Source organism: Streptomyces alanosinicus, from assembly GCF_014650595.1.
GTDB lineage: Bacteria > Actinomycetota > Actinomycetes > Streptomycetales > Streptomycetaceae > Streptomyces > Streptomyces alanosinicus.
Genome location: NZ_BMVG01000027.1, coordinates 1 through 21,482, shown reverse-complemented (window position 1 = coordinate 21,482; position 21,482 = coordinate 1). Strand labels below are relative to the sequence as shown.

Genomic DNA, 21,482 nt, shown 5'->3' with positions numbered 1-21,482 from the left:
GGGGGGAGACATGGAGCACGGAGAGCACGTGGAGGACAAGGACCACTTCGAGCGGCAGCTCGCGCTGCTCATGCACGGCGCCCATGAGCAGACGTCCTACGACATCCCGCGCCGGGACCGGCTGCACGCGGGCGTGCGGGCCCGGCGCCGGGTGCGCACGGCGCGCCGGGCGGCCGGTTCGCTGCTGGCGGTGGCCGGTCTCGGGCTCGGGCTGTTCCTGTGGCCGCACGGTCGTGTCGAGGACCGGCCCAGCGCCCCGCGCCCCCACCCCGCGACCAGCCCGGTCCCCGTCCCGAGCACCTCGCCGAGCCCGTCGGCACCACCGAGCAGCACCGACTCGCCGAGCGGGCCGCCGTCCTCGTCCTCGACCGGCACCGCCACCCCGGACTCGACCCCGACGACCTCGAACGCGCCCGGCGCGGGCGGAAGTTCGGCCACCAGCACGCAACAGCCGCCAGCCACGTCCACGGCCACCGCGCAGAGCACCACCGCACCGCCGGCCTCCGCGACGGAGAGCGCGCCGCCCGACCCCTCGGACACCCCCTCATCGGTGATCAGCCCGACCCGCTGACGCCCCTTCCCGCCCGCCCCCACCCGTCCCCACCCATCCGCGTGCCTTCGGCATGCCCTCCTGACAGGAACAAACGGGGAGCAACATGATGAAACTCCGACCGGGCCGGTCGTCGGCACCGGCGCCCGCCCCCACCCCCGCACCCCGGCGTGCCCCGTTGCCGCCCCATGCCGAGGAACCGGTTCTGGACCTGGCCGTACCGGTGTTCAACGAGGAGAAGGACCTGGAGCCGAACGTCCGGCGGCTGCACACCCATCTGCGGGACACCTTTCCCTACCCGTTCCGGATCACCATCGCCGACAACGCGAGCACCGACGCCACCCCGGTGATCGCCGCCCGGCTCGCCGGCGAACTGCCCGAGGTGGTCTCGCTGCGGCTGCCCGAGAAGGGCCGCGGCCGGGCGCTCCGGGCGGCCTGGACCGGTTCGCGGGCGCCCGTGCTGGCGTACCTCGACGTGGATCTGTCCACCGGGCTCGCGGCGCTGCTGCCGCTGGTCGCGCCGCTTCTGTCGGGCCACTCCGACCTGGCCATCGGCACCCGGCTCGCGCCCGGCGCACGCGTGGTGCGCGGCCCCAAGCGCGAGGTGATCTCGCGCTGTTACAACGTCCTGCTGCGCTGCACGCTGACCGTCGGCTTCTCCGACGCGCAGTGCGGTTTCAAGGCGGTGCGTCGCGAGGCCGCCGAGCGGCTGCTGCCGCTGGTGCGGGACGGGGAGTGGTTCTTCGACACGGAGCTGCTCGTGCTGGCCGAGCGGGCGGGCCTGCGGATCCATGAGGTCCCGGTGGACTGGGTGGACGACCCCGACAGCAGCGTCGACATCGTCGCGACCGCGCTGGCCGACGTGCGCGGGATCATCCGGATGCGCCGGACCCTGGCCCAGCGCCGTCGCCGTGGCGGACGGGGCGTCGGATGACCGCGACCCTGTCCCGGCCGCAGAGCCCCACCGCACGACCCGGCTCCGGCTCCGGCCCCGGCTCTCGGCCGGGCTCCCGGTTGCGGGCCGCCGGCCGCCGGCACGGCCCCGTGCTCGCGCTGTTCGGCGCGCTCAAGCTGACCGGTTTCCTCTCCTTCATGTATCTGCTGTCCTCCGCCGGGGACTACCGCACCAGGGACCCCCGGTTCGGCGGCGGAGCGCACGCCTGGGACGTGCTCGCCACCTGGGACGGCTGGTGGTACCAGCAGATCGCCCTGCACGGCTACGACCCGAAGCTCGTCGAGGTCCCCGGCGCCACCGGACTGATCACGCTGGAGGGCAACTCGGCGGCGTTCTTCCCGCTGTACCCGGCCCTGGTCCGGATGGTCATGGCGGTCACCGGCCTCGGCCCGTACGGCGCGGGCATGCTGGTGTCGGTGCTCGCCTCCTTCGCCGCCGCCCTCGGCGTCTACGCGATCGCCGAGCGGTTCGGCGGGCGGCGGGCCGGGCTCGCCGCGGCCGGGCTGTGGGCGGTGTGGCCGGGCTCGGGAGTGGAGTGGGCCCTCTACTCGGACTCCCTCTATGTGGCCCTGGCCGCCTGGACCTGCTACACGGTCATCACCGGCCGCTGGCTCACCGCCGGTGTCCTCGCCTTCGCGGCCGGCCTCAACCGCCCCACGGCGGCGGCGCTGATCGCCGGGGTGGGCGTCGCCGCGCTGCTGTCCCTGCGCCGCCACGAGGACGGCGTCCCGCGCCCGCTGCTGGCCGCGGCAATGGCCCCGCTGGGCCTGTTCGGCTACCTGCTCTGGGTCGGCAACCGCATGGGTGACCTGGGCGGCTACTTCAAGCTCCAGTCGGGTGCCTGGGCGCACGAGTTCGACTACGGCAAGCAGACCCTGGACGTGCTGACGTCCGTGCCGGTGGGCCACTTCGGGGACTATCTGTTCGCGTACCCCTTCGCGGACGTCATCGGTGTCGGCGTGGTCCTGCTGGCCTTCGCGCTGCTCCCGCTGCTGCTGCGGCTGCGCCCGCCGTCGATCCTGGTGGTCCACACGGTCCTGACGCTCGCCCTGGTCCTCGGCAGCCAGCAGATCTTCGCGAACGTCTCCCGCTATCTGCTGCCCTGCTTCCCGCTGTTCCTGCCGCTCGCGGCCGCGATGCGCCGGCTGAGCCTGCCCGTGCAGTGCGCCCTGCTCGGCATCGCGGCCCTCGCCTCCGGGTCGTACGCGGGATACGTCCTGTTCGAGCTGGGGGTGCCGTGATCCCCGCTGCCGGACGTCTTTCGGTGGCGCATTTCGGTGGCGCAGTACACCGAGTCGGCGCGGAGCCGACCCGGCGGGTGCCGGTTCCTCGCGTCCGGAGGGACCGGCACCCGCGTTGAGGGAAGGTTTCAGCCGAGGCCGAGGGTGGAGAGGGCGGTCGTCCAGTCGTCGACTATGGCCTTCTGCGCGGCGGCGAGGGTGACCTCGCCTCCGCAGACGGCCTTCTTCAGCTTGTTCTCGACGACATCCTTGTCCGCGGAGGTCTTGTCGCCGTTGTGCGGCTCGGGCCAGAGGTTCTGCTCGCTCCGCGGGGCGCCGCCGAGTTCGAGCGGGACGAAGTGGTCCTCCTCGTAGTCCGAGGGGTTGGTGTCGGCGTAGCCGTACTCGACGATCTGCTTCTTCTTCAGCGCGGTGGTGTAGGAGCTGGGGGGCCGCACGGTCCCGGTCCAGCCGGGGACGCAGATGGTGGAGTCGATGGTGGACTGGGTGACGTCGGGGTTGAAGTCCCCGGGGGTACAGGCCGGGTCGGGCAGGGGGAGGTTGGACTGGCTGCAACTGGCGGCGTGGGCGGAGCCGGTGGTGACGCCGAGGCCCGCGGCCGCGAGGGCGAGGGCGGAGAGGGCGGTGACCACGGGGCGCGATATTCGGGACATGTGGGGGTCTCCCGGTGGGGGTGCCCGGCAGAACCGGGCCGGTCATGGGCATGACAGCACCGGGACCATCTATGCGGGTAGACCTCTTTGCCCGACCGAGGGCTCATTTGGTTGAACGTTTGTCCGCGCGAGAGCAGCGCGCGACTGAGGCTTGAAGCGGCCTTGGCGACGGGCCCGGAAAGGGCTTCGGACACGCGGGCGAGGCGGTGTGACGTCCCGTCGACCATCCACCATAGCCCGCGTGAACGCGCACCGAACCGCAGTCTTCCGGATCGGCCGGACCAGCTCGGTCCGCTGACCGTGCCGCCGAAGATCCCGTCGTTGGTCGGCGCTGTGGGGCATCGCCCTGGTCCACTTCCAGGACGGGGACATGCCGGCCGTCGTCGCGACCCTGACCAGGGCACGCTCGATCGCCGCGCGGTCCGGCTTCACCTCGGGGGAAGCCATCAGCGATCTCCAGCCGGCCTGGTATCTGCCGGCCGGTCCGGCAGGGGCCCGCGAAGGCGCGCGCCGGGCCCTCGATCTCCTGGTGCGCGCGGTCGCCGTGTTCGAGCGGCAGCCGAACGGCTCCGACGAACTCGGCGCGCTCCACGCGGGCGTCGTCGCCCTGGCCGTCCTCGGTGTCCCCGAGACCGCGGCGCGGCTGCACGCCGCCGTCACCGACCACGCCGCACGGAGCGGCACCGATCCCGGCCGCTGCCGGCGGTTCGCCGGACCGCGCCTGGAGAACCGGGTGACCCGACTGCTCGCGTCGCTGCCTCCCGTGCGCAGCGCTCCCCTGGCCCGGGACGAGATGGTCACGCTGTTCACCGACGCCGTCACCGCGCTGCCCGGGTGGCCGTGACGGCTCGCTGTAAGCCGGTTGACATGCCGTCCGGCGACCCTGCGGGCAGCGCCGACGCTTGCGGAGAGGACCCGATCATGACCGATTCCCAGCTCAGCCCGCGCGACCTCGCGATCCGCTGTCTGCGGCTGATGGCCGACGGCGGCTCGGCTCTCCCGGTTGACCGCCTCGGGGTGGATGAGCGCCTCGAAGTCGGCCCGCCACACGGGCACGTTCGTCACCTACGACGAGAACGCCCGGCCCGACGGGGCCTTCCCCCCGACCGGGAAGACCTTCTCCGTCCCCCAGACCCACTGGTGCCGCATCGCCGACGGGCGGCTGATCGAGCACTGGGCCAACCACGACGACCTCGGCCAGGCCGTCCAACTGGGCTGGATACCCCCCACACCCTGGTCACGAGGGGTCGTAGCCCGGCATCAACCGATCGGCTGATGCCGCTTCGAGCGGGCCGGCCGATGTGCCGGGCCCCGCCGGAACGGGATTCTCATGTCATGCCATCCGTCATCGAAGTCACCGAACTGCGCAAGTCGTACGGCGGCCGGGCCGTCGTCGACGGCGTCTCCTTCACCGTCGAGGAGGGCGAGATCTTCGGGATCCTCGGCCCGAACGGCGCCGGCAAGACCACCACCGTGGAGTGCGTCGAAGGGCTGCGCGTCCCCGACGGCGGCCGGATCCGGGTCGCCGGTCTCGACCCCGTCGCCGACCACGACGAGGTCGCCAGGATCCTCGGCGCCCAGCTCCAGCAGAGCGAACTGCAGGCCAAGCTCACCGTGCGGGAGGCGCTGGAGCTGTACTCCGCCTTCTATCCGAACCCGGCCGACTGGCGGCCGCTGGCCGAACGCCTGGGCCTTACGCCCAAGTTGGGCACCCGGTTCGGCAAGCTGTCCGGCGGGCAGCAGCAGCGTCTGTTCATCGCGCTGGCGCTCATCGGCAGTCCCCGCGTCGTGGTGCTGGACGAGCTGACCACCGGCCTCGACCCGCGCGCCCGCCGCGACACCTGGCAGCTCATCGAGGACGTCCGGGCGAGCGGGGTGACCGTGCTGCTCGTCACCCACTTCATGGAGGAGGCGCAGCGGCTCTGCGACCGTATCGCGGTCATCGACAAGGGGCGGGTCGCGGCGCTGGACACACCGGCCGGTCTCATCCGGCGTTCCGCCGGGGCCACCGTCGTGTCCTTCACACCGTCGGCGCCGCTGGACGAACGGGAGCTGACCGGGCTGCCCGCGCTGGCCTCCGTGGAGCACCGGGACGGCCGGATCACCCTCACCGGCACCGACGAGACGGTCGACGCGGTCATCTCGCTGCTCGCCCGCCATCACATCACCGCGCACCAGTTGCGCGTCACCGACGCCACCCTGGACGACGCGTTCCTCGACCTGACCCGTGACCACACCGAGGAGGCCGCGGCATGAACACCGCCGTGCTGCGCACCGAGTTCCGTCTGTTCCGCCGCGAGCCCGCGGCCTGGTTCTGGATCTTTCTGTTCCCGACGCTGCTGCTGGTGATCCTCGGCTCGATCCCCTCGTTCCGGCACGTCGACACATCGATGGGCGGGCTGCGGCCCATCGACGCCTATGTGCCGGTGGCCGTGCTGGTCGCCCTGCTCATGTCGGGGGTGCAGGCGCTGCCGCAGGCCCTGACCGGCTACCGGGAGCGGGGCATCCTGCGCCGGATGTCCGCCACTCCGGTACGGCCCTCCGCCCTGCTGTCGGCGCACATGCTCGTGCAGGGCGTGGTCGCCCTGGCCTCGGCGCTGCTCGTCGTCGTGGTCGGCCGTGTCGCCTTCGATGTGACACTGCCTCAGCAGCCGGCCGGCTATCTGCTCGCCCTGCTGCTCGCCGCGGCGGCCGCGCTCGCCCTCGGCAACGTCGTCTCGGCGCTGTCCCGGACCACGAAGATCGCGAGCGCGATCGGCTCGGCCGTGTTCTTCCCGATGATGTTCTGTGCGGGGGTCTGGCTGCCCATCCAGTCCATGCCGCACACGCTGGCCCGGGTGGTCCAGCTGACCCCGTTCGGCGCGGCGGCCCGCGCCCTGAACGAGGCGGCCTCCGGGCACTGGCCCGGCTGGGCGCACCTCGGCGTGCTCGTCCTGTGGACGGTACTGCTGACGGCCGGTGCCGCGCGCTGGTTCCGCTGGGAGTGAGCGGGGAGAGCCCCCCGGGGGGGGAGCGAGCCGTGCCGGACACTGAGGGCATGACGAACACCGTGGAACCGCTGCGCCGGGTCTTCTTCGACTCCTGGGGACCCTACGTGCTGCTCGCCGTGTCGGTCGTGACGGCGGCGGGCGCGGCCCGCGCGCTCGGCATGACACGGGACGAGATGTACGCGGCCGGCGCGCTGGCGGTCACCGCCGTGCCGCTCCAGATGCGCCTGGGGCGGGCGAGGCAGAACACGCCGGGACCGAACCGGTGGAGCGCGGCGCTGTACTTCACGCGCTGGGCACTGGGCTTCGTCCTCGCCTGGCTGAACCCGTTCTTCGCCTTCTACGCCGCCGCCGGCTACTACAGCGCCGACCGGCATCTGCCGCGCCGGCTGGTCATGCCGGGACTCTGCCTGACCGCGATCACCATGGCCGGCAGCCAGATCGGCGGGCTGCCGCCACAGGGGCTGTTGGCGTGGACGGGTTTCGTCGTGGTCTTCGGCGCCAACCTCGGACTGGTCTCCGTTTTCACCCGGTTCGGCCGGCAGGAACAGGCCCTCACCCAGGCCCAGGCCGGGATCATCGCCGAACTGGAGCGCACCAACACGGCGTTGCAGCAGGCCCTGGACGAGAACGCGGCCCTGCACGCCCAGCTCCTCGTCCAGGCCCGGGAGGCGGGCGTCGCCGACGAGCGCCGCCGGCTCGCCGCCGAGATCCACGACACCATCGCCCAGGGCCTGACCGGGATCATCGCCCAGCTCCAGGTGGTGGCGAACGCCCCCGACCTGGACACGGCCCGCACCCACCTGGAGCGCGCCTCCGGCCTCGCCCGGCACAGCCTCGGCGAGGCCCGCCGCTCGGTGCACAACCTCACGCCGGTCGCCCTCGCCGTCGACGGGCTGCCGGAGGCACTGAAGAAGACGGTCACGGAGTGGGGCGAACGCACCGGTGCGCGCGCCGACTTCACGGTCACCGGCACCATCGAGCAGCTGCACGACGAGGTCGCGGCGACCCTTCTGCGCATCTGCCAGGAGGCCCTGTCCAACGCGGCCCGGCACGCCCGCCCGGCCCGGGTCGGGGTGACCCTGTCCTTCATGGGCGACGAGGTCACGCTGGACATCCGTGACGACGGCACCGGCTTCGACCCGGCCGCCGTACCGCGACGCACCGTCCCCCACTCTCGGCTTCGCTCGAGCGGGGGGACCCCCACCGGCGGCTTCGGTCTGGACGGCATGCGGGCCCGTGCCGAACGCATCGCGGGCTCCCTCACGGTCGAGTCGGAACCGGGCTGCGGCACGGCGGTGTCGGCTCGCGTACCGTTGGTGCGCGATGACCACTGACGCCCCCATCTCCCTCCTGATCGTGGACGACCACCCCGTGGTCCGCGACGGCCTGCGCGGCATGTTCGAGTCCGCCCCCGGATTCACCGTGCTCGGCGAGGCCCCGGACGGCACGGCGGCGGTGGAGCGGGCCGCGGCCCTGGACCCGGATGTGATCCTCATGGACCTGCGGATGCCCGGCGGTTCCGGGGTGGACGCGATCCGCGAGCTGACCCGGCGCGGCGCCCGCGCCAAGGTGCTGGTCCTCACCACGTACGACACCGACTCCGACACCCTGCCCGCGATCGAGGCGGGCGCGACGGGCTATCTGCTGAAGGACGCCCCGCGCGACGAGCTGTTCACCGCCGTCCGCGCCGCCGCCGAGGGCCGAACCGTCCTCTCCCCGGCCGTCGCCTCCCGCCTGGTCCTCGCGGTCCGCACTCCCCGCCGGCCCGGCGACGAGCCCCTCTCCGCCCGCGAACGCGAGGTCCTGGCCCTGGTCGCCAGGGGCACCTCGAACCGCGAGATCGCCCGCGAACTCTTCATCAGCGAGGCCACGGTCAAGACCCACCTCACCCACCTCTACACCAAACTCGGCGTCAACGACCGGGCGGCGGCGGTGGCGGCGGGGTACGACCGCGGGATCCTGGGCTGAGCCGCACTGCTGACCGGCGGTGCGCTACCCCATGACCTCACGGGCCGCGTCGAGAAACGCCGACCGGTTTCCCTCAAGGTAGTCCCGCACGCTCTCACCGTCGGGCAGGCCCTGCCACACGGTCCTGTTGAGGTCGAGGAAGTGCGCGTGTGCGGCGTCGGGCAGAGGCCGGGGGAACTGGACGCGCAGGAGCCGGTCCGCGACCCAGAACCTGGACATGACGTCCCGGGTCACGAGGTACCAGTCATCGGTGTCGTCCCACTCGGACGGCCGGGTGTAGGCGCATCGTTCCGCCTCCGCCGATGCCTCGATGAACCGCTCCAGCAGCGCCAGCCGCTCCGCGCGCCGGGTCTCCGACAACGCGATCCGCTGCCGCTGCTGTTCGGCACGTTCCGCCGACAGCTGGGTCCGGTGCTGGACGAGGTAGGACAACAAGCCGCCGAGGACGACGCCGCCCAACGATATGAGTGACACCCAGATCTGACCTGCCATGGCGGTCATCGTCCCATGCTGCCGTGGGGCCTGGTCCCCGCGATATTCGATGGAGCCGGTGTCCCCGGTCCCGATAAATTCGGGGTTTCCCAGCGGGGGCGAGCCGACCGGGGGACGACGGTGATCGACGCGTACGAGGATCCGGGCACGCCCGACATCCGCGGAGGGTGGCACTTTCTGTGGTGGCTGGTGCTGCGCCAGCCGGGGCGGGCGGTGGCCGGGGCGCTGCTCGGCAGTGTGTGGATGGTGCTGCTGGCCGCGCAGCCGTATCTGATGGCGCGGGCCGTGGACGACGGGCTGGTGCCGGGGCGGCTCGGGGTGCTGGCCGGCTGGGCCGGGACGATGTTCGTGCTCGGCTCGGTGAACGCGTGGCTGAGCATCATGCGGCACCGCACGATGACCCGGGTGCGGATGGACGCCAACTTCCGCACGGTGAAGGTGGTCGTGGGCCAGGTGGTGCGGCTCGGGGCGGTGCTGCCGCGCCGGGCGGGGGCCGGTGAGGTGGTGACGATCGGGGTGGGCGACGTACAGACCATCGCGCAGGCGATGACCGTGGTCGGTCCGGGCGTCGGCTCGGCCGTCGTCTATGCGGTGGTGGCCGGACTGCTGCTCACGATCTCGGTGCCGCTGGCCGCCGTCGTCCTGCTGGGGCTGCCGGTGATCGCGCTGGTCACGGGGCCGCTGACGCTGCGGCTGCAGGGCACGGAGAGCGGGTACCGGGAGCGGCAGGGGGTGCTGACGGCGCGCATCGGGGATCTCGCGGGCGGACTGCGTGTGCTCAACGGGCTCGGCGGCAAGGGGCTGTTCGCGGATGCCTTCCGCACGGACTCGCGGCGGCTGCGCGCGCAGGGCTACCGGGTGGGCGCGGTGGCCAGCTGGGTGCAGGCGCTCGGCGTGGGGCTGCCCACCCTGTTCCTGGCCGTGGTGACCTGGCTGGCGGCCCGGCTCGCCGCCCAAGGGGCTGTCAGCATCGGCGAGTTGGTGTCGGTGTACGGCTATGTGGCGGTGCTGGTGGGTCCGGTGGCCTTCTTCGTGGAGATGAGCTACCAGATGAACCGGGGCGTGGTGGCCGCCCGCCGGATCGTCCGGCTGCTGCGGCTGGAGCCGGCGCCGGACGACGGCATCCACCCGGCGCCCGAGGGGCCGGCCGAGTTGCACGAACCGGTGTCCGGGGTGCGGGTGGTGCCGGGCCGGCTCACCGCGCTGGCCGCGGCCCGGCCCGCCGAGGCCGCCGCCGTGGTCGACCGGCTCGGCCGGTTCGGGCCGACCGATGCCACCTGGGGTGCGGTACGGCTCGACGCGGTCCCGCTCGACGACGTACGGCGGCGGATCCTGGTCGCGGACAACGAGGCCGATCTGTTCGCCGGGCCGCTGCGCGAGGTCGTGGCCACCGGGCACACCCCCGACGAGGCGGCGCTCGCCCGGGCGCTGTACGCGGCCGCCGCCGAGGACGTCGTACGCGCACTGCCGGGCGGGCCGGAGTCGACGGTGGCCGGGCAGGGCCGCAGCCTCTCCGGCGGACAGCGGCAACGGGTGCGGCTGGTGCGGGCGTTGCTCGCCGATCCCGAGGTGCTGCTCGCCGTGGAGCCGACCTCGGCGCTGGACGCGCACACGGAGGCGGCGGTCGCCCGGCGGCTGCGCGCGGCGCGCGAGGGCCGTACGACGGTGGTGACCTCCACCTCGCCGCTGCTGCTGGACCGCGCGGACACGGTCGTGTTCCTGGTCGACGGGAAGGTCGCGGCGAGCGGACCGCACCGGCGGCTGCTGGCAGCGGAGCCGGGCTATCGGGCACTCGTCGCCCGGGACACGGAGCAGGACACAGCGAAGGACACAGAGAAGGGTCCGGGGCAGGATCCGGAGCGGGACCCGGAAGGGGCCGTGCGATGACGGCGGGCGAGGGGCTGCTGCCGGTCGCGGACCGGGGCCGGGTGCGGCGCGCCGCGCTGCGGCTGGTGCGCGCCGACGGGCGGGCGTTCGCCGCCGCGCTGGTGCTGAACGCGCTGGCGGCCGGGACGGGGCTGGTCGGGCCGTGGCTGGTCGGGCGGATCGTCGACGAGGTGCGGGCCCGGCACGGGGTCGGCACGGTGGACCGGCTCGCAGTGTGGATCCTGCTGTGCGCGCTCGCGCAGGTGCTGCTGGCCCGCTGGGCGCGCCTGGTGGGGTACCGGTTCGGGGAGCGGACGCTGGCCCGGGTGCGCGAGGAGTACGTCGAGCGGGTGCTGGCGCTGCCCGCGTCGACGGTGGAGCGGGCCGGCACCGGCGATCTGACGGCGCGCGGCACGGCGGACGTGGCGGTCGTCGGCACCACGCTGCGCGACGTCGGCCCGGAGCTGCTGGTCAACACCGTGCAGGCGCTGTTCGTACTGGTCGCGGTGTTCGCGCTCGACCCGGTGCTCGGGGCGTTCGGGGTGCTCGGACTGACGCCGATCTGGCTGGCGCTGCGCTGGTATCTGCGGCGGGCCCGGGACGGCTATCTCGCGGAGGGCGCGGCCACGTCCGAGGTCGCGGAGATCGTCGCCGCCACGGCGGCCGGGGCCCGGACCGTCGAGGCGTTCGGGCTGCGCGGGCGGCGCATCGCGGCGAGCCGGGACGCCCTGGAGCGGTCCCTCCGTACCCGGCTGTACACCCTGTCCCTGCGGACGGTGTTCTTCCTGGCGGTCGAGGTGACGTACACCGTGCCCGTGGCGGGTGTGCTGCTGCTCGGCGGGTGGCTGCACCAGCGCGCTGCGATCGGGGTCGGCGCGGTGGTGACCGCGGCGCTGTATCTGCGGCAGTTCACCGAGCCGCTCGACGAGATCCTGATGCGGGTGGAGCAACTGCAGTCCAGCAGCGCCTCGTTCGCCCGTGTGGAAGGGCTGGCGCAGGCACCGCGCGGGGAGAGTGCGGCCGGCTCGCCGGTTCCGGCGGACGACCGGATCGACGTGCGCGGGGTGCGGTACTCGTACGAGCGGGGCGGCGAGGTGCTGCGCGGGGTGGACCTGACGGTACGGCCCGGGGAGCGGCTCGCGGTGGTGGGCCCCTCCGGCGCCGGGAAGACGACGCTCAGCCGGCTGCTCGCGGGCATCGACCGGCCCGGGAGCGGCACGGTGACGGTCGGCGGGGTGCCGGTCGCCGAACTGGAGCCGGAGGTGCTGCGCCGCCAGGTGGTACTGGTGACGCAGGAGCACCATGTCTTCCTCGGCTCGGTCCGCGACAACCTGCTGATCGCCGAGCCGGAGGCGACGGACGCCGGCCTGTGGGCGGCGCTCACCGCGGTCGGGGCCGACGACTGGGTCCGTGCGCTGCCGGACGGCCTCGACACCGGGCTCGGCGAGGGCGGCTGCGCCACCGACGGCTCCCAGGCGCAGCAACTCGCCCTGGCCCGGGTGGTGCTGGCCGACCCGCACACCGTGATCCTGGACGAGGCGACCGCCCTGCTGGACCCGGCGACGGCCCGGCACGCCGAACGCGCGCTCGCCGCCGTCCTCCAGGGCCGTACGGTCATCGCCATCGCGCACCGTCTGCACACGGCCCATGACGCCGACCGGGTCGCCGTCATGGAGGACGGCCGCCTGACGGAGCTGGGCAGGCACGAGGACCTGGTGACGGCCGGCGGCGCCTATGCCGCCCTGTGGCGGACCTGGCACGGCGACACCGCGGCAGGGGCGTGACCCGCGGCGCCCGGAACCAGACAACCGCGCCCCCGTGTACGACTGGTGGCGGGACCGTCGTCCCGGTCCGCCGCCCCGGTGACCGCACCCTCTCCCCCGGTGAGCGGTTCGCATATCGAACGTGAACATCCGGTCAACGGAGCATTTCCGGCCAAGTTTGTGACGCGGTCCTGACAGGCGTGCTGATCCCCTGTCACTCTTCCCAGGCCGACTCACAGCAACCCCACAGACCCATCCGCTGTCGATGAGCGGCCTGCACGTGGTTCCGCGTAACGCCCTGTTCTGCCCGGACGTCCCAACCCACCGTCCGGTCTCCCCTGGCCGCGCGACCCGCGGTCACGCAGAAGGAGTCAGTGTTGAGAAGCAGTTCCTCTCGCAGACGCACCTCCCACACAGCGCAGCGCCCCACGGGGCACCACCGCACCGCCACCGTCGCCCTCGCCGGTGTCGCCGCCCTGATCGCCGCCGCCGTCCAGTCGGGCGCAGCCAGCGCCGCACCGGCGAAGCCGCAGCCGGCCAAGGTGAACGCGGCCCATGTCGCGGTCGGGCTGACGCCCTCGCAGCGCGTCGAGCTGATACGCCACGCCGACGCCACGAAGGCCGCCACCGCCCGCTCACTGGGCCTCGGCGCCAAGGAGAAACTGGTCGTCAAGGACGTCCTCAAGGACGCCGACGGCACCGTCCACACCCGCTACGAGCGCACCTACGCCGGCCTGCCGGTGCTCGGCGGCGACCTCGTCGTGGACACCTCCGCCTCGGGCAAGACCATGGACGTCATCAAGGCCACCCGCGCCACGGTGAAGGTCTCCGGCCTCACCCCGGCCGTCTCGAAGGCCGCTGCCGAGAAGCAGGCCGTCCAGCGGGCCAAGGCGCGCGGCGGCAGCAGGTCCGCGGCCGACTCCGTCCGCAAGGTCATCTGGGCGGCGAGCGGAAAGCCCGTCCTCGCCTACGAGACGGTCGTCGGCGGCCTCCAGGACGACGGCACCCCGAACCAGCTGCACGTCATCACCGACGCCGCCACCGGCAAGAAGCTCTACGAGTACCAGGGCATCGAGACCGGCGTCGGCAACACCCAGTACAGCGGGCAGGTGAACCTGACCACGACCCAGTCGGGTTCGACGTACACGCTGACCGACGGGGCGCGCGGCGGCCACAAGACGTACAACCTCAACCACGGCTCCTCCGGCACCGGGACGCTGTTCTCGCAGTCCAACGACACCTGGGGCAACGGCACCACGTCGAACGCCGCGACCGCGGGCGCGGACGCCCACTACGGCGCGCAGGAGACCTGGGACTTCTACAAGAACACCTTCGGCCGCAGCGGCATCAGGAACGACGGCGTCGGCGCCTACTCCCGCGTGCACTACGGCAACGCGTACGTCAACGCCTTCTGGGACGACGGCTGCTTCTGCATGACGTACGGCGACGGATCGGGCAACAACGACCCGCTGACCTCGCTGGACGTGGCCGGCCACGAGATGAGCCACGGCGTCACATCCAACACCGCGGGCCTGGACTACAGCGACGAGTCCGGCGGCCTGAACGAGGCCACCAGCGACATCATGGGCACCGGCGTGGAGTTCTACGCCAACAACAGCAAGGACGTCGGTGACTACCTCATCGGCGAGAAGATCAACATCAACGGCGACGGCACCCCGCTGCGCTACATGGACAAGCCCAGCAAGGACGGCAGCTCGGCCGACTCCTGGTACTCGGGCGTCGGCGGCCTCGACGTGCACTACTCCTCGGGCGTCGCCAACCACTTCTTCTATCTGCTGAGCGAGGGCAGCGGCGCCAAGACGATCAACGGCGTCAGCTACGACTCGCCGACGGCGGACGGACTTCCGGTCACCGGCATCGGCCGGGACAAGGCGCTGCAGATCTGGTACAAGGCGCTGACCACCAAGTTCACCTCCACCACCGACTACGCCGCCGCCCGCACCGGCACCCTCGCGGCGGCCGGCGAGCTGTACGGCACCTCCAGCGCCGAGTACAAGGCGGTGCAGGACGCGTGGGCGGGGGTGGCGGTCGGCGCGCGCTCCGGCGGCGGCGACACCGGTTCGACGTACGAGAGCAACACCCAGGTGGCCATCCCGGACAACGGGCCCGCCGTCACCTCGCCCATCACGGTCTCCGGCCGAACCGGCAACGCGCCGAGCAACCTTCAGGTGGGCGTCGACATCACCCACACCTGGCGCGGTGACCTGGTGATCGACCTCGTCGGCCCGTCGGGCAAGACGTACCGGCTGAAGAACTTCAGCTCCTCGGACTCGGCGGACAACGTCAAGCAGACCTTCACGGTCAACGCCGCCACCGAACAGGCCAACGGCACCTGGAAGTTGAAGGTGCAGGATCAGGCCACGTACGACACCGGAACGATCAACGGATGGAAGCTGACGTTCCCGTAAATCATCCGCAACAAGCCCGGAAACCGGGCGTCGTCCGAGGGTGCGGCACCCTCGGGCGGCGCCCGTTAACACACCTGCAACGTTTCTCGGTCAGTCGGTTTTCGGCCAACATCACTTCAGGGCCCTGACATGTACGCGCCCCTGATGTCACCCTTCCTTCACCCGCCGCTGAGCTTCACCACACAACTCCGGCCAGTATCCCCACGCTGACCGGACTCCCCCACGAGAAGGAGCTTGCGTGAGCCCCCTCTATGCGCGTCACAAGCGCACCACTCTGGCCATCGCCACCGCCGTTGCCGCCGGAGCCCTCATCTCCACCGGTCTGGCCACCAGCGCCTCCGCCCAGACCCCGGCCGGTGCCGCCGCCGAACCCCTGGCCGCCGCCCCGACCTCGCTCTCCGCCGCCGCCCGCACCTCCCTCATACAGAAGGCGGAGGCCGACGCCTCCGCGACGGCGCAGCACATAGGCCTCGGCGCCAAGGAGAAGCTGGTCGTCAAGGACGTCGTCAGAGACACCGACGGCACCGTCCACACCCGCTACGAGCGCACCTACGCGGGCCTGCCGGTGCTCGGCGGCGACCTCGTCGTCCACACCGCCAAGTCCGGCAAGACCGAGGGCGTCACCAAGGCGACCAAGGCGACCATCAAGGTGGCCTCGCTCAAGCCGCAGATCACCGCCGCCAAGGCCGCGCAGCAGGCGGTCTCCGCCGCCCGGACCCTCGGCTCCGCCAAGTCCGCCGCGAACGGCGCCCGCAAGGTGATCTGGGCCGGCTCCGGCACGCCCGTCCTCGCCTACGAGACGGTCGTCGGCGGCCTCCAGGACGACGGCACCCCGAACCAGCTGCACGTCATCACCGACGCCGCCACCGGCAAGAAGCTCTTCCAGTACCAGGGCATCGAGAACGCGACCGGCACCGGCAAGACGCTGTACTCGGGCACCGTCAGCCTCACCACCACCCAGTCGGGCTCCTCGTACAACCTGACCGACGCCTCCCGCGGCGGTCACAAGACGTACAGCCTGGCCCGCAAGACGTCCGGCAAGGGCACCCTGGTCAGCAGCTCGACCAACACCTTCGGCACGGGCACCGCCTCCACCTCCGCCAGCGACCAGACGGCCGCCGCCGACGCCGCCTACGGCGCGCAGGAGACCTGGGACTTCTACAAGAGCGTCTTCGGCCGCAGCGGCATCAAGAACGACGGTGTCGGCGCCTACTCCCGCGTCCACTACGGCAGCAGCTACGTCAACGCCTTCTGGGACGACAGCTGCTTCTGCATGACCTACGGCGACGGCGAGGGCAACAAGGACCCGCTGACCTCGCTGGACGTGGCCGGCCACGAGATGAGCCACGGCGTCACCGCCAACACCGCGGGCCTGGACTACAGCGGTGAGTCCGGCGGCCTGAACGAGGCCACCAGCGACATCATGGGCACCGGTGTGGAGTTCTTCGCCAACAACGCGTCCGACAAGGGCGACTACCTCATCGGCGAGAAGATCAACATCAACGGCGACGGCACCCCGCTGCGCTACATGGACAAGCCCAGCAAGGACGGCAGCTCGGCCGACTCCTGGTCCTCCTCCGTCGGCGACCTGGACGTCCACTACTCCTCGGGCGTGGCGAACCACTTCTTCTACCTGCTGTCGGAGGGCAGCGGCGCGAAGACGATCAACGGCGTGAGCTACGACTCGCCCACGTCCGACGGCTCCAAGGTCACCGGCATCGGCCGGGACAAGGCGCTGCAGATCTGGTACAAGGCGCTGACCACGTACTTCACGTCCACCACCGACTACTCGGACGCCCGCTCGGGCACCCTGAAGGCGGCCTCGGACCTGTACGGCGCCGGCAGCACCGAGTACAAGACGGTGGCGGCGGCCTGGTCCGCCGTCAACGTCAGCTGACGCACCCGAAGGTGACACCGGGCGGCACCCGGACGGAAATCGTCCCGGGTGCCGCCCTACCCTTGTGACCCATGTCCTCGGCGCCCTTCACCTACGAGCCGGTCGGCGCGACCCGCGACGACCTGACGTACTGCCCGCCCGGCTTCCATCCCCTGCTCGTCCGCACCCGCCTCGGCGAGGGACAAAAACTCTTCCACCGGGCCGCCGACGCGGTCCTCACCTGGGAGATGCACCGCGCCCTCGGCGTGGGCATCGACGCCGGCGCCGACCGCGCGGCACCCGACGTCGACGTCACGGTCACCCTCGCGGGAGTCATCAAGGCCCCCTGCCGCATCATCTGGACCACCGAGGAACCCCGCCGGGCCGGCTGGGCCTACGGCACCCTCGAAGGCCACCCCGAGTGCGGCGAGGAGGCCTTCCTGGTCGACCGCACCGGGGACGGCACGGTGTGGCTGACGGTCGCGGCCTTCAGCAAGGGAGCCAAGTGGTACGCCCGGGCCGGCGGCCCGGCCACCCGCGGCCTGCAGCACGCGTACGCCCGCCGCTGCGGTGCGGTCCTGCGCAAGCTGTGCGAGGGACTGTCCGAGGAATGACCGAAAACCCACCCATGACCCGCAGAGCACTGCTCGTCCCGCTGCAGACGGCCGCCTCCGTCGCGCTGCTCGTCGCCCGCGTCGCCTGGGACTCCGACACCTTCCAGCACTGCCGCTACCTGGGCCCGTCGACGCGCATGTACGTCACCTCGTGGACCGGCCTCGCCTGCGCCCTCGGCGCCCTGCTGGCGTTCGCCACCCTGCCCCGCGCCGAACGACGCGGCATCACAGCCGCGTCGGCGGCACTCTCGGTCCTTGCGGCACTGCTCCTGCTGGCCGGCGTCTACTGGCTCTACGCCCCGGACCCGTCGGGCGGGGACGACTGCTCGGGCATGCGTCCGCTCATTCCGTAGCCGCCCGGCGGGTCCCGCACCGCTCAGCGCAGCAGCACCCCCGCCCCCTCCGCCACGTCCTGCGAGGGCATCGCCACCAGGCCCGGTTCCGCGCCGGAGGCGAGGAGACGGTGGGCGGGGAGGATGCGGACCGTGTAGCCGTAGGGGCCGGTGCGGTCCAGGGCGAGGGGGCCCTCGTACACCAGCCGGCCCTCCAGGTCCGGGGCGCCGGCCGGCTTCAGCGGGACCACCGTCGCATCCGTGATGCGGTCCGCGGCGTCCACCCGGCCGGAGACCGCCTGGACCTCCACGTCGTCGGGGGTGAGCTCACCGAGGCCGACCCGGACCCGCAGGCCCACCGTCGTGCCCAGCTCCGCGGTGGCCGTCGTCGCCGTCGTCTCGACGTGGTCGACGCTCACCTGGGGCCAGGCCGCGCGCACCCGTGCCTTCCACTCGGCCAGTTCCCGGGCCGCGTCGGCGGTCAGCGCCCGGTGTGCCTGGGCGGCGGGGACGTAGAGGCGCTCGACGTACTCGCGGACCATACGGCCGGCCAGCACCTTGGGGCCGAGCAGGGTGAGGGTCTGACGGACCATCTGGATCCAGCGGTCGGGCAGCCCGGCGCGTCCGCGTTCGTAGAAGCGGGGGGTGATGCGCTGTTCGAGGAGGTCGTAGAGGGCCGCCGCTTCGATGTCGTCGCGGCGGTCCGGGTCCGTGCCCGCGCCGTCCGCCGTCGGGATGGCCCAGCCGAAGTCCGGCTGGAACCATTCGTTCCACCAGCCGTCCAGGACGGAGAGGTTCAGACAGCCGTTCAGCGCCGCCTTCATCCCGCTCGTACCGCAGGCCTCCAGCGGCCGCAGCGGGTTGTTCAGCCAGACGTCGCAGCCGGGATAGAGCTTCTGCGCCATCGCCATGCCGTAGTCGGGCAGGAAGACGACGCGGTGGCGCACCCGTGGGTCGTCGGCGAAGCGGACCAGCTCCTGGACGAGCCGCTTGCCGCTGTCGTCCGCCGGATGCGCCTTGCCCGCGACGACGATCTGGATCGGGCGTTCCGGGTGGAGCAGGAGCTCCATCAGGCGGTCGCGGTCGCGCAGCATCAGGGTCAGGCGCTTGTACGACGGCACGCGGCGGGCGAACCCGATCGTCAGGACGTCCGCATCGAGGACCCCCTCGATCCACCCCAACTCGGCGTTCCCCGCGCCGCGTTGCCGCCAGGAGGCGCGCAGCCGCTCCCGTACCTCCAGCACCAGCTGTTCGCGCAGGGTGCGGCGCAGCTCCCAGATCTCCTGGTCCGCGATCTCGGCGACCGAGTCCCAGCGCTCGGAGCCGCCGACGGTCAGCGCGTCCTCGGCCCGCGCGGGGCCGACCTGCCGGGCGCCGAGCCGCAGCACCTCGGGGGCGACCCAGGTCGGCGCGTGCACCCCGTTGGTCACGGAGGTGATCGGCACCTCCTCGGCGTCGAATCCCGGCCACAGTCCCGCGAACATCTCCCGGCTGACCTGTCCGTGCAGCAGCGACACCCCGTTGGCCCGCTGGGCCAGCCGGAGCCCCATCACGGCCATGTTGAACAGGTTCGGCTCGCCGCCCGGGTAGGTCTCCATGCCGAGCCGCAGCACCCGGTCGACCTCGATGCCGGGAAGCTCCGCGTCCGCCCCGAAGTGCCGGGCGACCAGCTCCCGGTCGAAGCGGTCGATGCCGGCCGGGACCGGGGTGTGCGTGGTGAACACCGTGCCGCCGCGCACGGCCTGGAGCGCCGGGTCGAAGTCCAGCCCGTCCGCGCACAGTTCCGCGATCCGCTCCAGACCGAGGAAGCCCGCGTGCCCCTCGTTGGTGTGGAACACCTCCGGCCGCGGGTGCCCGGTGAGCCGGCAGTACGTCCGCACGGCCCGCACACCTCCTATGCCGAGCAGCATCTCCTGCAGCAGCCGGTGCTCGCTGCCGCCGCCGTAGAGCCGGTCGGTCACCCCGCGCTCGCCGAGGTCGTTCTCCTCCACGTCCGAGTCGAGCAGCAGCAGCGGCACCCGGCCGACCTGGGCCAGCCAGATCCGGGCGTGCAGCGCCCGGCCGCCGGGCAGGGCGAGCGAGAGCCGCGCCGGGGCGCCGTCGGCCTCCTTCAGCTGGGTGAGCGGCAGCTCGTTGGGGTCGAGCACCGGGTAGTGCTCCTGCTGCCAGCCGTCGCGGGACAGGGTCTGGCGGAAGTAGCCGTGACGGTAGAGGAGACCGACACCGATCAGGGGTACGCCCAGGTCGCTGGCGGCCTTCAGATGGTCGCCGGCGAGGATGCCGAGGCCGCCGGAGTACTGGGGCAGCGCGGCCGTGATGCCGAACTCCGGGGAGAAATAGGCGACGGCGACGGGCATGCCGTCCGCCTGCGCCTGATACCAGCGGTCGCCGGTCAGATAGTCGTCGAGGTCGTCGGCGACCGCGGTCAGCCGGCGCAGAAAGCGCCGGTCCCCGGCCAGCTCGGCGAGCCGCGCCGGCCGCACCCGGCCCAGTATCCGCACCGGGTCGCTCTCGGCGGCGGCCCAGGCCTCGGGGTCGACGGACTGGAACAGATCGCGCGTTTCCGCGTGCCAGGACCAGCGCAGATTGCGCGCCAGGTCGCTCAGCGGCCGGAGGGGTTCGGGGAGAACGGGACGGACGGTGAACCGACGGATCGCCTTCACATTCCACCTCGGGCGCGTTACGGGGTGAGACGTACGGCAGGCACCGCACGTCTCGTCGTCATCCTCGACGGTAGTGGTTACCCGGGCGTCGGTGGGGACCTGCCGGACGGGGGTGTCGGGGCGTGGACCGGCCATCGCCGGGCACCTGGAGAGAGGGGCCGAAAACCCGGCTGGTCTTGCGGGTGGACATACGCGTGAGTAGTTAACAAAGTTCCGGATTGCCCACCCGAACAGGGTGGGAAGGCTCCTCCGGTACAGACCCCACAGGCGTCCCACAGCACCTCCGCAGGACCCACCTCCCCACATCCCTCCGCCCACACCCACGTTGACGCGGACAGGAGCGGTCATGCCCGCCACGCACCATTCGCCAGCACCTCCGACCAGCAGCGAGACCACGGCAGCGGCAGAGACGGAACCGGCCGGAAAAAAACCGGCAAAGAAAACAGCGGCGAAGAAAACCCCGGCCAAAAAGACAACGGCCAAGAAAGCGGCAGCCACGAAGACCACGGCCAAGAAGGCCGCGAAGCCCGCCACGGCGCGGACCGTCCTCGGCCGCATCCCCGTCCTCGATGTGCGCCCCGTGGTCCAGCACGGGCGCAGGCCCGCCAAAGCGGTGACCGGAGAGGCGTTCGAGGTGTCCGCCACCGTCTTCCGGGAGGGGCACGACGCCGTCGCGGCGGGCGTGGTGCTGCGCGATCCGGCCGGCCGGGCCGGCCCCTGGACGCCGATGCGTGAACTCGCCCCGGGCACCGACCGCTGGGGCGCCACCGTCACCGCGGGCGAGTCGGGCCGCTGGACCTTCACGGTGGAGGCCTGGTCCGATCCGGTCGCCACCTGGCGGCACCACGCCCGCATCAAGATCCCGGCGGGCATCGACACCGGGCTGGTCCTTCAGGAGGGCGCGCTGCTGTACGAGCGGGCGGCCGCCGGAGTGCCGAAGGCGCAGCGGCCGGTCCTCCAGGAGGCGGTCGCGGCTCTGCGGGACGAGGACCGGCCGGCCGCCTGGCGGCTCGCGGCGGCGCTGGCCCCGGAGGTGGATGTGCTGCTGGCCCGGTATCCGCTGCGGGAGCTGGTCACCGCCTGCGAGCCG

At 72.4% G+C, this 21,482-nt stretch carries 18 protein-coding genes and 1 pseudogene; 16 read left to right on the top strand and 3 right to left on the bottom strand.

Features of this window, described 5'->3' with window-relative positions:
- The first annotated feature begins 10 nt into the window (after window positions 1–10).
- The 3 genes and pseudogenes from IE277_RS34200 to IE277_RS34190 all read left to right on the top strand — a co-directional run bounded on the left by IE277_RS34200 (window position 11) and on the right by IE277_RS34190 (window position 2,746).
- Window positions 11–571 carry a hypothetical protein gene (locus tag IE277_RS34200; protein ID WP_189957623.1) on the top strand — a complete coding sequence of 187 codons (561 nt, stop codon included), beginning with the start codon at window positions 11–13 and terminating at the stop codon, window positions 569–571.
- An 88-nt stretch (window positions 572–659) separates the two neighbouring features.
- A pseudogene (locus IE277_RS34195) lies at window positions 660–1,451 on the top strand (dolichyl-phosphate beta-glucosyltransferase); the annotation flags it as partial.
- Between the two features lie 29 nt (window positions 1,452–1,480).
- The gene (locus IE277_RS34190; RefSeq protein ID WP_189957622.1) at window positions 1,481–2,746 is read left to right on the top strand and encodes a putative hexosyltransferase; all 1,266 of its coding nucleotides are present in this window, start codon (window positions 1,481–1,483) and stop codon (window positions 2,744–2,746) included.
- A 128-nt stretch (window positions 2,747–2,874) separates the two neighbouring features.
- On the opposite strand, the gene IE277_RS34185 is transcribed toward IE277_RS34190, so the two are convergent.
- Window positions 2,875–3,399, bottom strand: a complete 525-nt coding sequence (locus IE277_RS34185; RefSeq protein ID WP_189957621.1) for a hypothetical protein — start codon at window positions 3,397–3,399, stop codon at window positions 2,875–2,877.
- Window positions 3,400–3,769: 370 nt separating this feature from the next.
- Here IE277_RS34185 and IE277_RS34180 point away from each other — a divergent pair, with 370 nt between their 5' ends.
- The 6 genes from IE277_RS34180 to IE277_RS34155 all read left to right on the top strand — a co-directional run bounded on the left by IE277_RS34180 (window position 3,770) and on the right by IE277_RS34155 (window position 8,357).
- The gene (locus tag IE277_RS34180; RefSeq protein ID WP_189957620.1) at window positions 3,770–4,243 is read left to right on the top strand and encodes a hypothetical protein; all 474 of its coding nucleotides are present in this window, start codon (window positions 3,770–3,772) and stop codon (window positions 4,241–4,243) included.
- Window positions 4,244–4,420: 177 nt separating this feature from the next.
- Complete coding sequence (locus IE277_RS34175; RefSeq protein WP_189957619.1) at window positions 4,421–4,675, top strand: ester cyclase; 255 nt, start codon at window positions 4,421–4,423, stop codon at window positions 4,673–4,675.
- A 59-nt stretch (window positions 4,676–4,734) separates the two neighbouring features.
- Complete coding sequence (locus IE277_RS34170) at window positions 4,735–5,655, top strand: ABC transporter ATP-binding protein (protein WP_189957618.1); 921 nt, start codon at window positions 4,735–4,737, stop codon at window positions 5,653–5,655.
- Complete coding sequence (locus IE277_RS34165; protein WP_189957617.1) at window positions 5,652–6,386, top strand: ABC transporter permease; 735 nt, start codon at window positions 5,652–5,654, stop codon at window positions 6,384–6,386. Before IE277_RS34170 ends, IE277_RS34165 begins: the two co-directional genes overlap by 4 nt.
- 50 nt (window positions 6,387–6,436) lie before the next feature.
- Window positions 6,437–7,723 (top strand): sensor histidine kinase, encoded by a 1,287-nt coding sequence (locus tag IE277_RS34160; RefSeq protein WP_189957616.1) that lies wholly within the window; start codon window positions 6,437–6,439, stop codon window positions 7,721–7,723.
- Window positions 7,713–8,357, top strand: a complete 645-nt coding sequence (locus IE277_RS34155) for a response regulator (protein ID WP_189957615.1) — start codon at window positions 7,713–7,715, stop codon at window positions 8,355–8,357. Before IE277_RS34160 ends, IE277_RS34155 begins: the two co-directional genes overlap by 11 nt.
- Window positions 8,358–8,381: 24 nt before the next feature.
- On the opposite strand, the gene IE277_RS34150 is transcribed toward IE277_RS34155, so the two are convergent.
- Entirely contained in the window at window positions 8,382–8,858 is a 477-nt protein-coding gene (locus IE277_RS34150; protein WP_189957614.1) for a hypothetical protein, read from the bottom strand.
- Window positions 8,859–8,969: 111 nt separating this feature from the next.
- On the opposite strand from IE277_RS34150, the gene IE277_RS34145 reads away from it, so the two are divergent.
- From IE277_RS34145 to IE277_RS34120, 6 genes are all read left to right on the top strand, one after another.
- The gene (locus IE277_RS34145) at window positions 8,970–10,736 is read left to right on the top strand and encodes an ABC transporter transmembrane domain-containing protein (protein ID WP_189957613.1); all 1,767 of its coding nucleotides are present in this window, start codon (window positions 8,970–8,972) and stop codon (window positions 10,734–10,736) included.
- Window positions 10,733–12,499, top strand: a complete 1,767-nt coding sequence (locus tag IE277_RS34140; RefSeq protein ID WP_189957612.1) for an ABC transporter ATP-binding protein — start codon at window positions 10,733–10,735, stop codon at window positions 12,497–12,499. The genes IE277_RS34145 and IE277_RS34140 overlap by 4 nt, the downstream gene beginning before the upstream one ends.
- Before the next feature lie 356 nt (window positions 12,500–12,855).
- Complete coding sequence (locus IE277_RS34135) at window positions 12,856–14,907, top strand: M4 family metallopeptidase (RefSeq protein ID WP_189957611.1); 2,052 nt, start codon at window positions 12,856–12,858, stop codon at window positions 14,905–14,907.
- 238 nt (window positions 14,908–15,145) lie between these two features.
- On the top strand, window positions 15,146–16,804 hold the full coding sequence (locus IE277_RS34130; RefSeq protein ID WP_189957610.1) for a M4 family metallopeptidase: 1,659 nt from the start codon (window positions 15,146–15,148) through the stop codon (window positions 16,802–16,804).
- A gap of 71 nt (window positions 16,805–16,875) precedes the next feature.
- Window positions 16,876–17,397, top strand: a complete 522-nt coding sequence (locus IE277_RS34125; protein WP_189957609.1) for a DUF1990 domain-containing protein — start codon at window positions 16,876–16,878, stop codon at window positions 17,395–17,397.
- A gap of 14 nt (window positions 17,398–17,411) precedes the next feature.
- Window positions 17,412–17,750 carry a hypothetical protein gene (locus IE277_RS34120; protein WP_189957608.1) on the top strand — a complete coding sequence of 113 codons (339 nt, stop codon included), beginning with the start codon at window positions 17,412–17,414 and terminating at the stop codon, window positions 17,748–17,750.
- A 23-nt stretch (window positions 17,751–17,773) separates the two neighbouring features.
- On the opposite strand, the gene glgP is transcribed toward IE277_RS34120, so the two are convergent.
- Window positions 17,774–20,392, bottom strand: a complete 2,619-nt coding sequence (gene glgP, locus IE277_RS34115) for an alpha-glucan family phosphorylase (protein ID WP_189957607.1) — start codon at window positions 20,390–20,392, stop codon at window positions 17,774–17,776.
- Window positions 20,393–20,738: 346 nt separating this feature from the next.
- On the opposite strand from glgP, the gene IE277_RS34110 reads away from it, so the two are divergent.
- On the top strand, window positions 20,739–21,482 hold a 744-nt coding region (locus tag IE277_RS34110; RefSeq protein ID WP_189957606.1), incomplete at its 3' end, for a maltotransferase domain-containing protein.

What these genes read in the sequence shown, in the direction of transcription:
- IE277_RS34180 (WP_189957620.1), top strand. Translation starts at nt 3,770, where the DNA reads ATGCCGGCCGTCGTCGCGACCCTGACCAGGGCACGCTCGATCGCCGCG.
- IE277_RS34125 (WP_189957609.1), top strand. Translation starts at nt 16,876, where the DNA reads ATGTCCTCGGCGCCCTTCACCTACGAGCCGGTCGGCGCGACCCGCGAC.
- IE277_RS34150 (WP_189957614.1), bottom strand. Translation starts at nt 8,858, where the DNA reads ATGACCGCCATGGCAGGTCAGATCTGGGTGTCACTCATATCGTTGGGC.
- IE277_RS34175 (WP_189957619.1), top strand. Translation starts at nt 4,421, where the DNA reads ATGAGCGCCTCGAAGTCGGCCCGCCACACGGGCACGTTCGTCACCTAC.
- IE277_RS34160 (WP_189957616.1), top strand. Translation starts at nt 6,437, where the DNA reads ATGACGAACACCGTGGAACCGCTGCGCCGGGTCTTCTTCGACTCCTGG.
- IE277_RS34155 (WP_189957615.1), top strand. Translation starts at nt 7,713, where the DNA reads ATGACCACTGACGCCCCCATCTCCCTCCTGATCGTGGACGACCACCCC.
- IE277_RS34185 (WP_189957621.1), bottom strand. Translation starts at nt 3,399, where the DNA reads ATGTCCCGAATATCGCGCCCCGTGGTCACCGCCCTCTCCGCCCTCGCC.
- IE277_RS34140 (WP_189957612.1), top strand. Translation starts at nt 10,733, where the DNA reads ATGACGGCGGGCGAGGGGCTGCTGCCGGTCGCGGACCGGGGCCGGGTG.
- IE277_RS34170 (WP_189957618.1), top strand. Translation starts at nt 4,735, where the DNA reads ATGCCATCCGTCATCGAAGTCACCGAACTGCGCAAGTCGTACGGCGGC.
- IE277_RS34200 (WP_189957623.1), top strand. Translation starts at nt 11, where the DNA reads ATGGAGCACGGAGAGCACGTGGAGGACAAGGACCACTTCGAGCGGCAG.
- IE277_RS34165 (WP_189957617.1), top strand. Translation starts at nt 5,652, where the DNA reads ATGAACACCGCCGTGCTGCGCACCGAGTTCCGTCTGTTCCGCCGCGAG.
- IE277_RS34190 (WP_189957622.1), top strand. Translation starts at nt 1,481, where the DNA reads ATGACCGCGACCCTGTCCCGGCCGCAGAGCCCCACCGCACGACCCGGC.
- IE277_RS34120 (WP_189957608.1), top strand. Translation starts at nt 17,412, where the DNA reads ATGACCCGCAGAGCACTGCTCGTCCCGCTGCAGACGGCCGCCTCCGTC.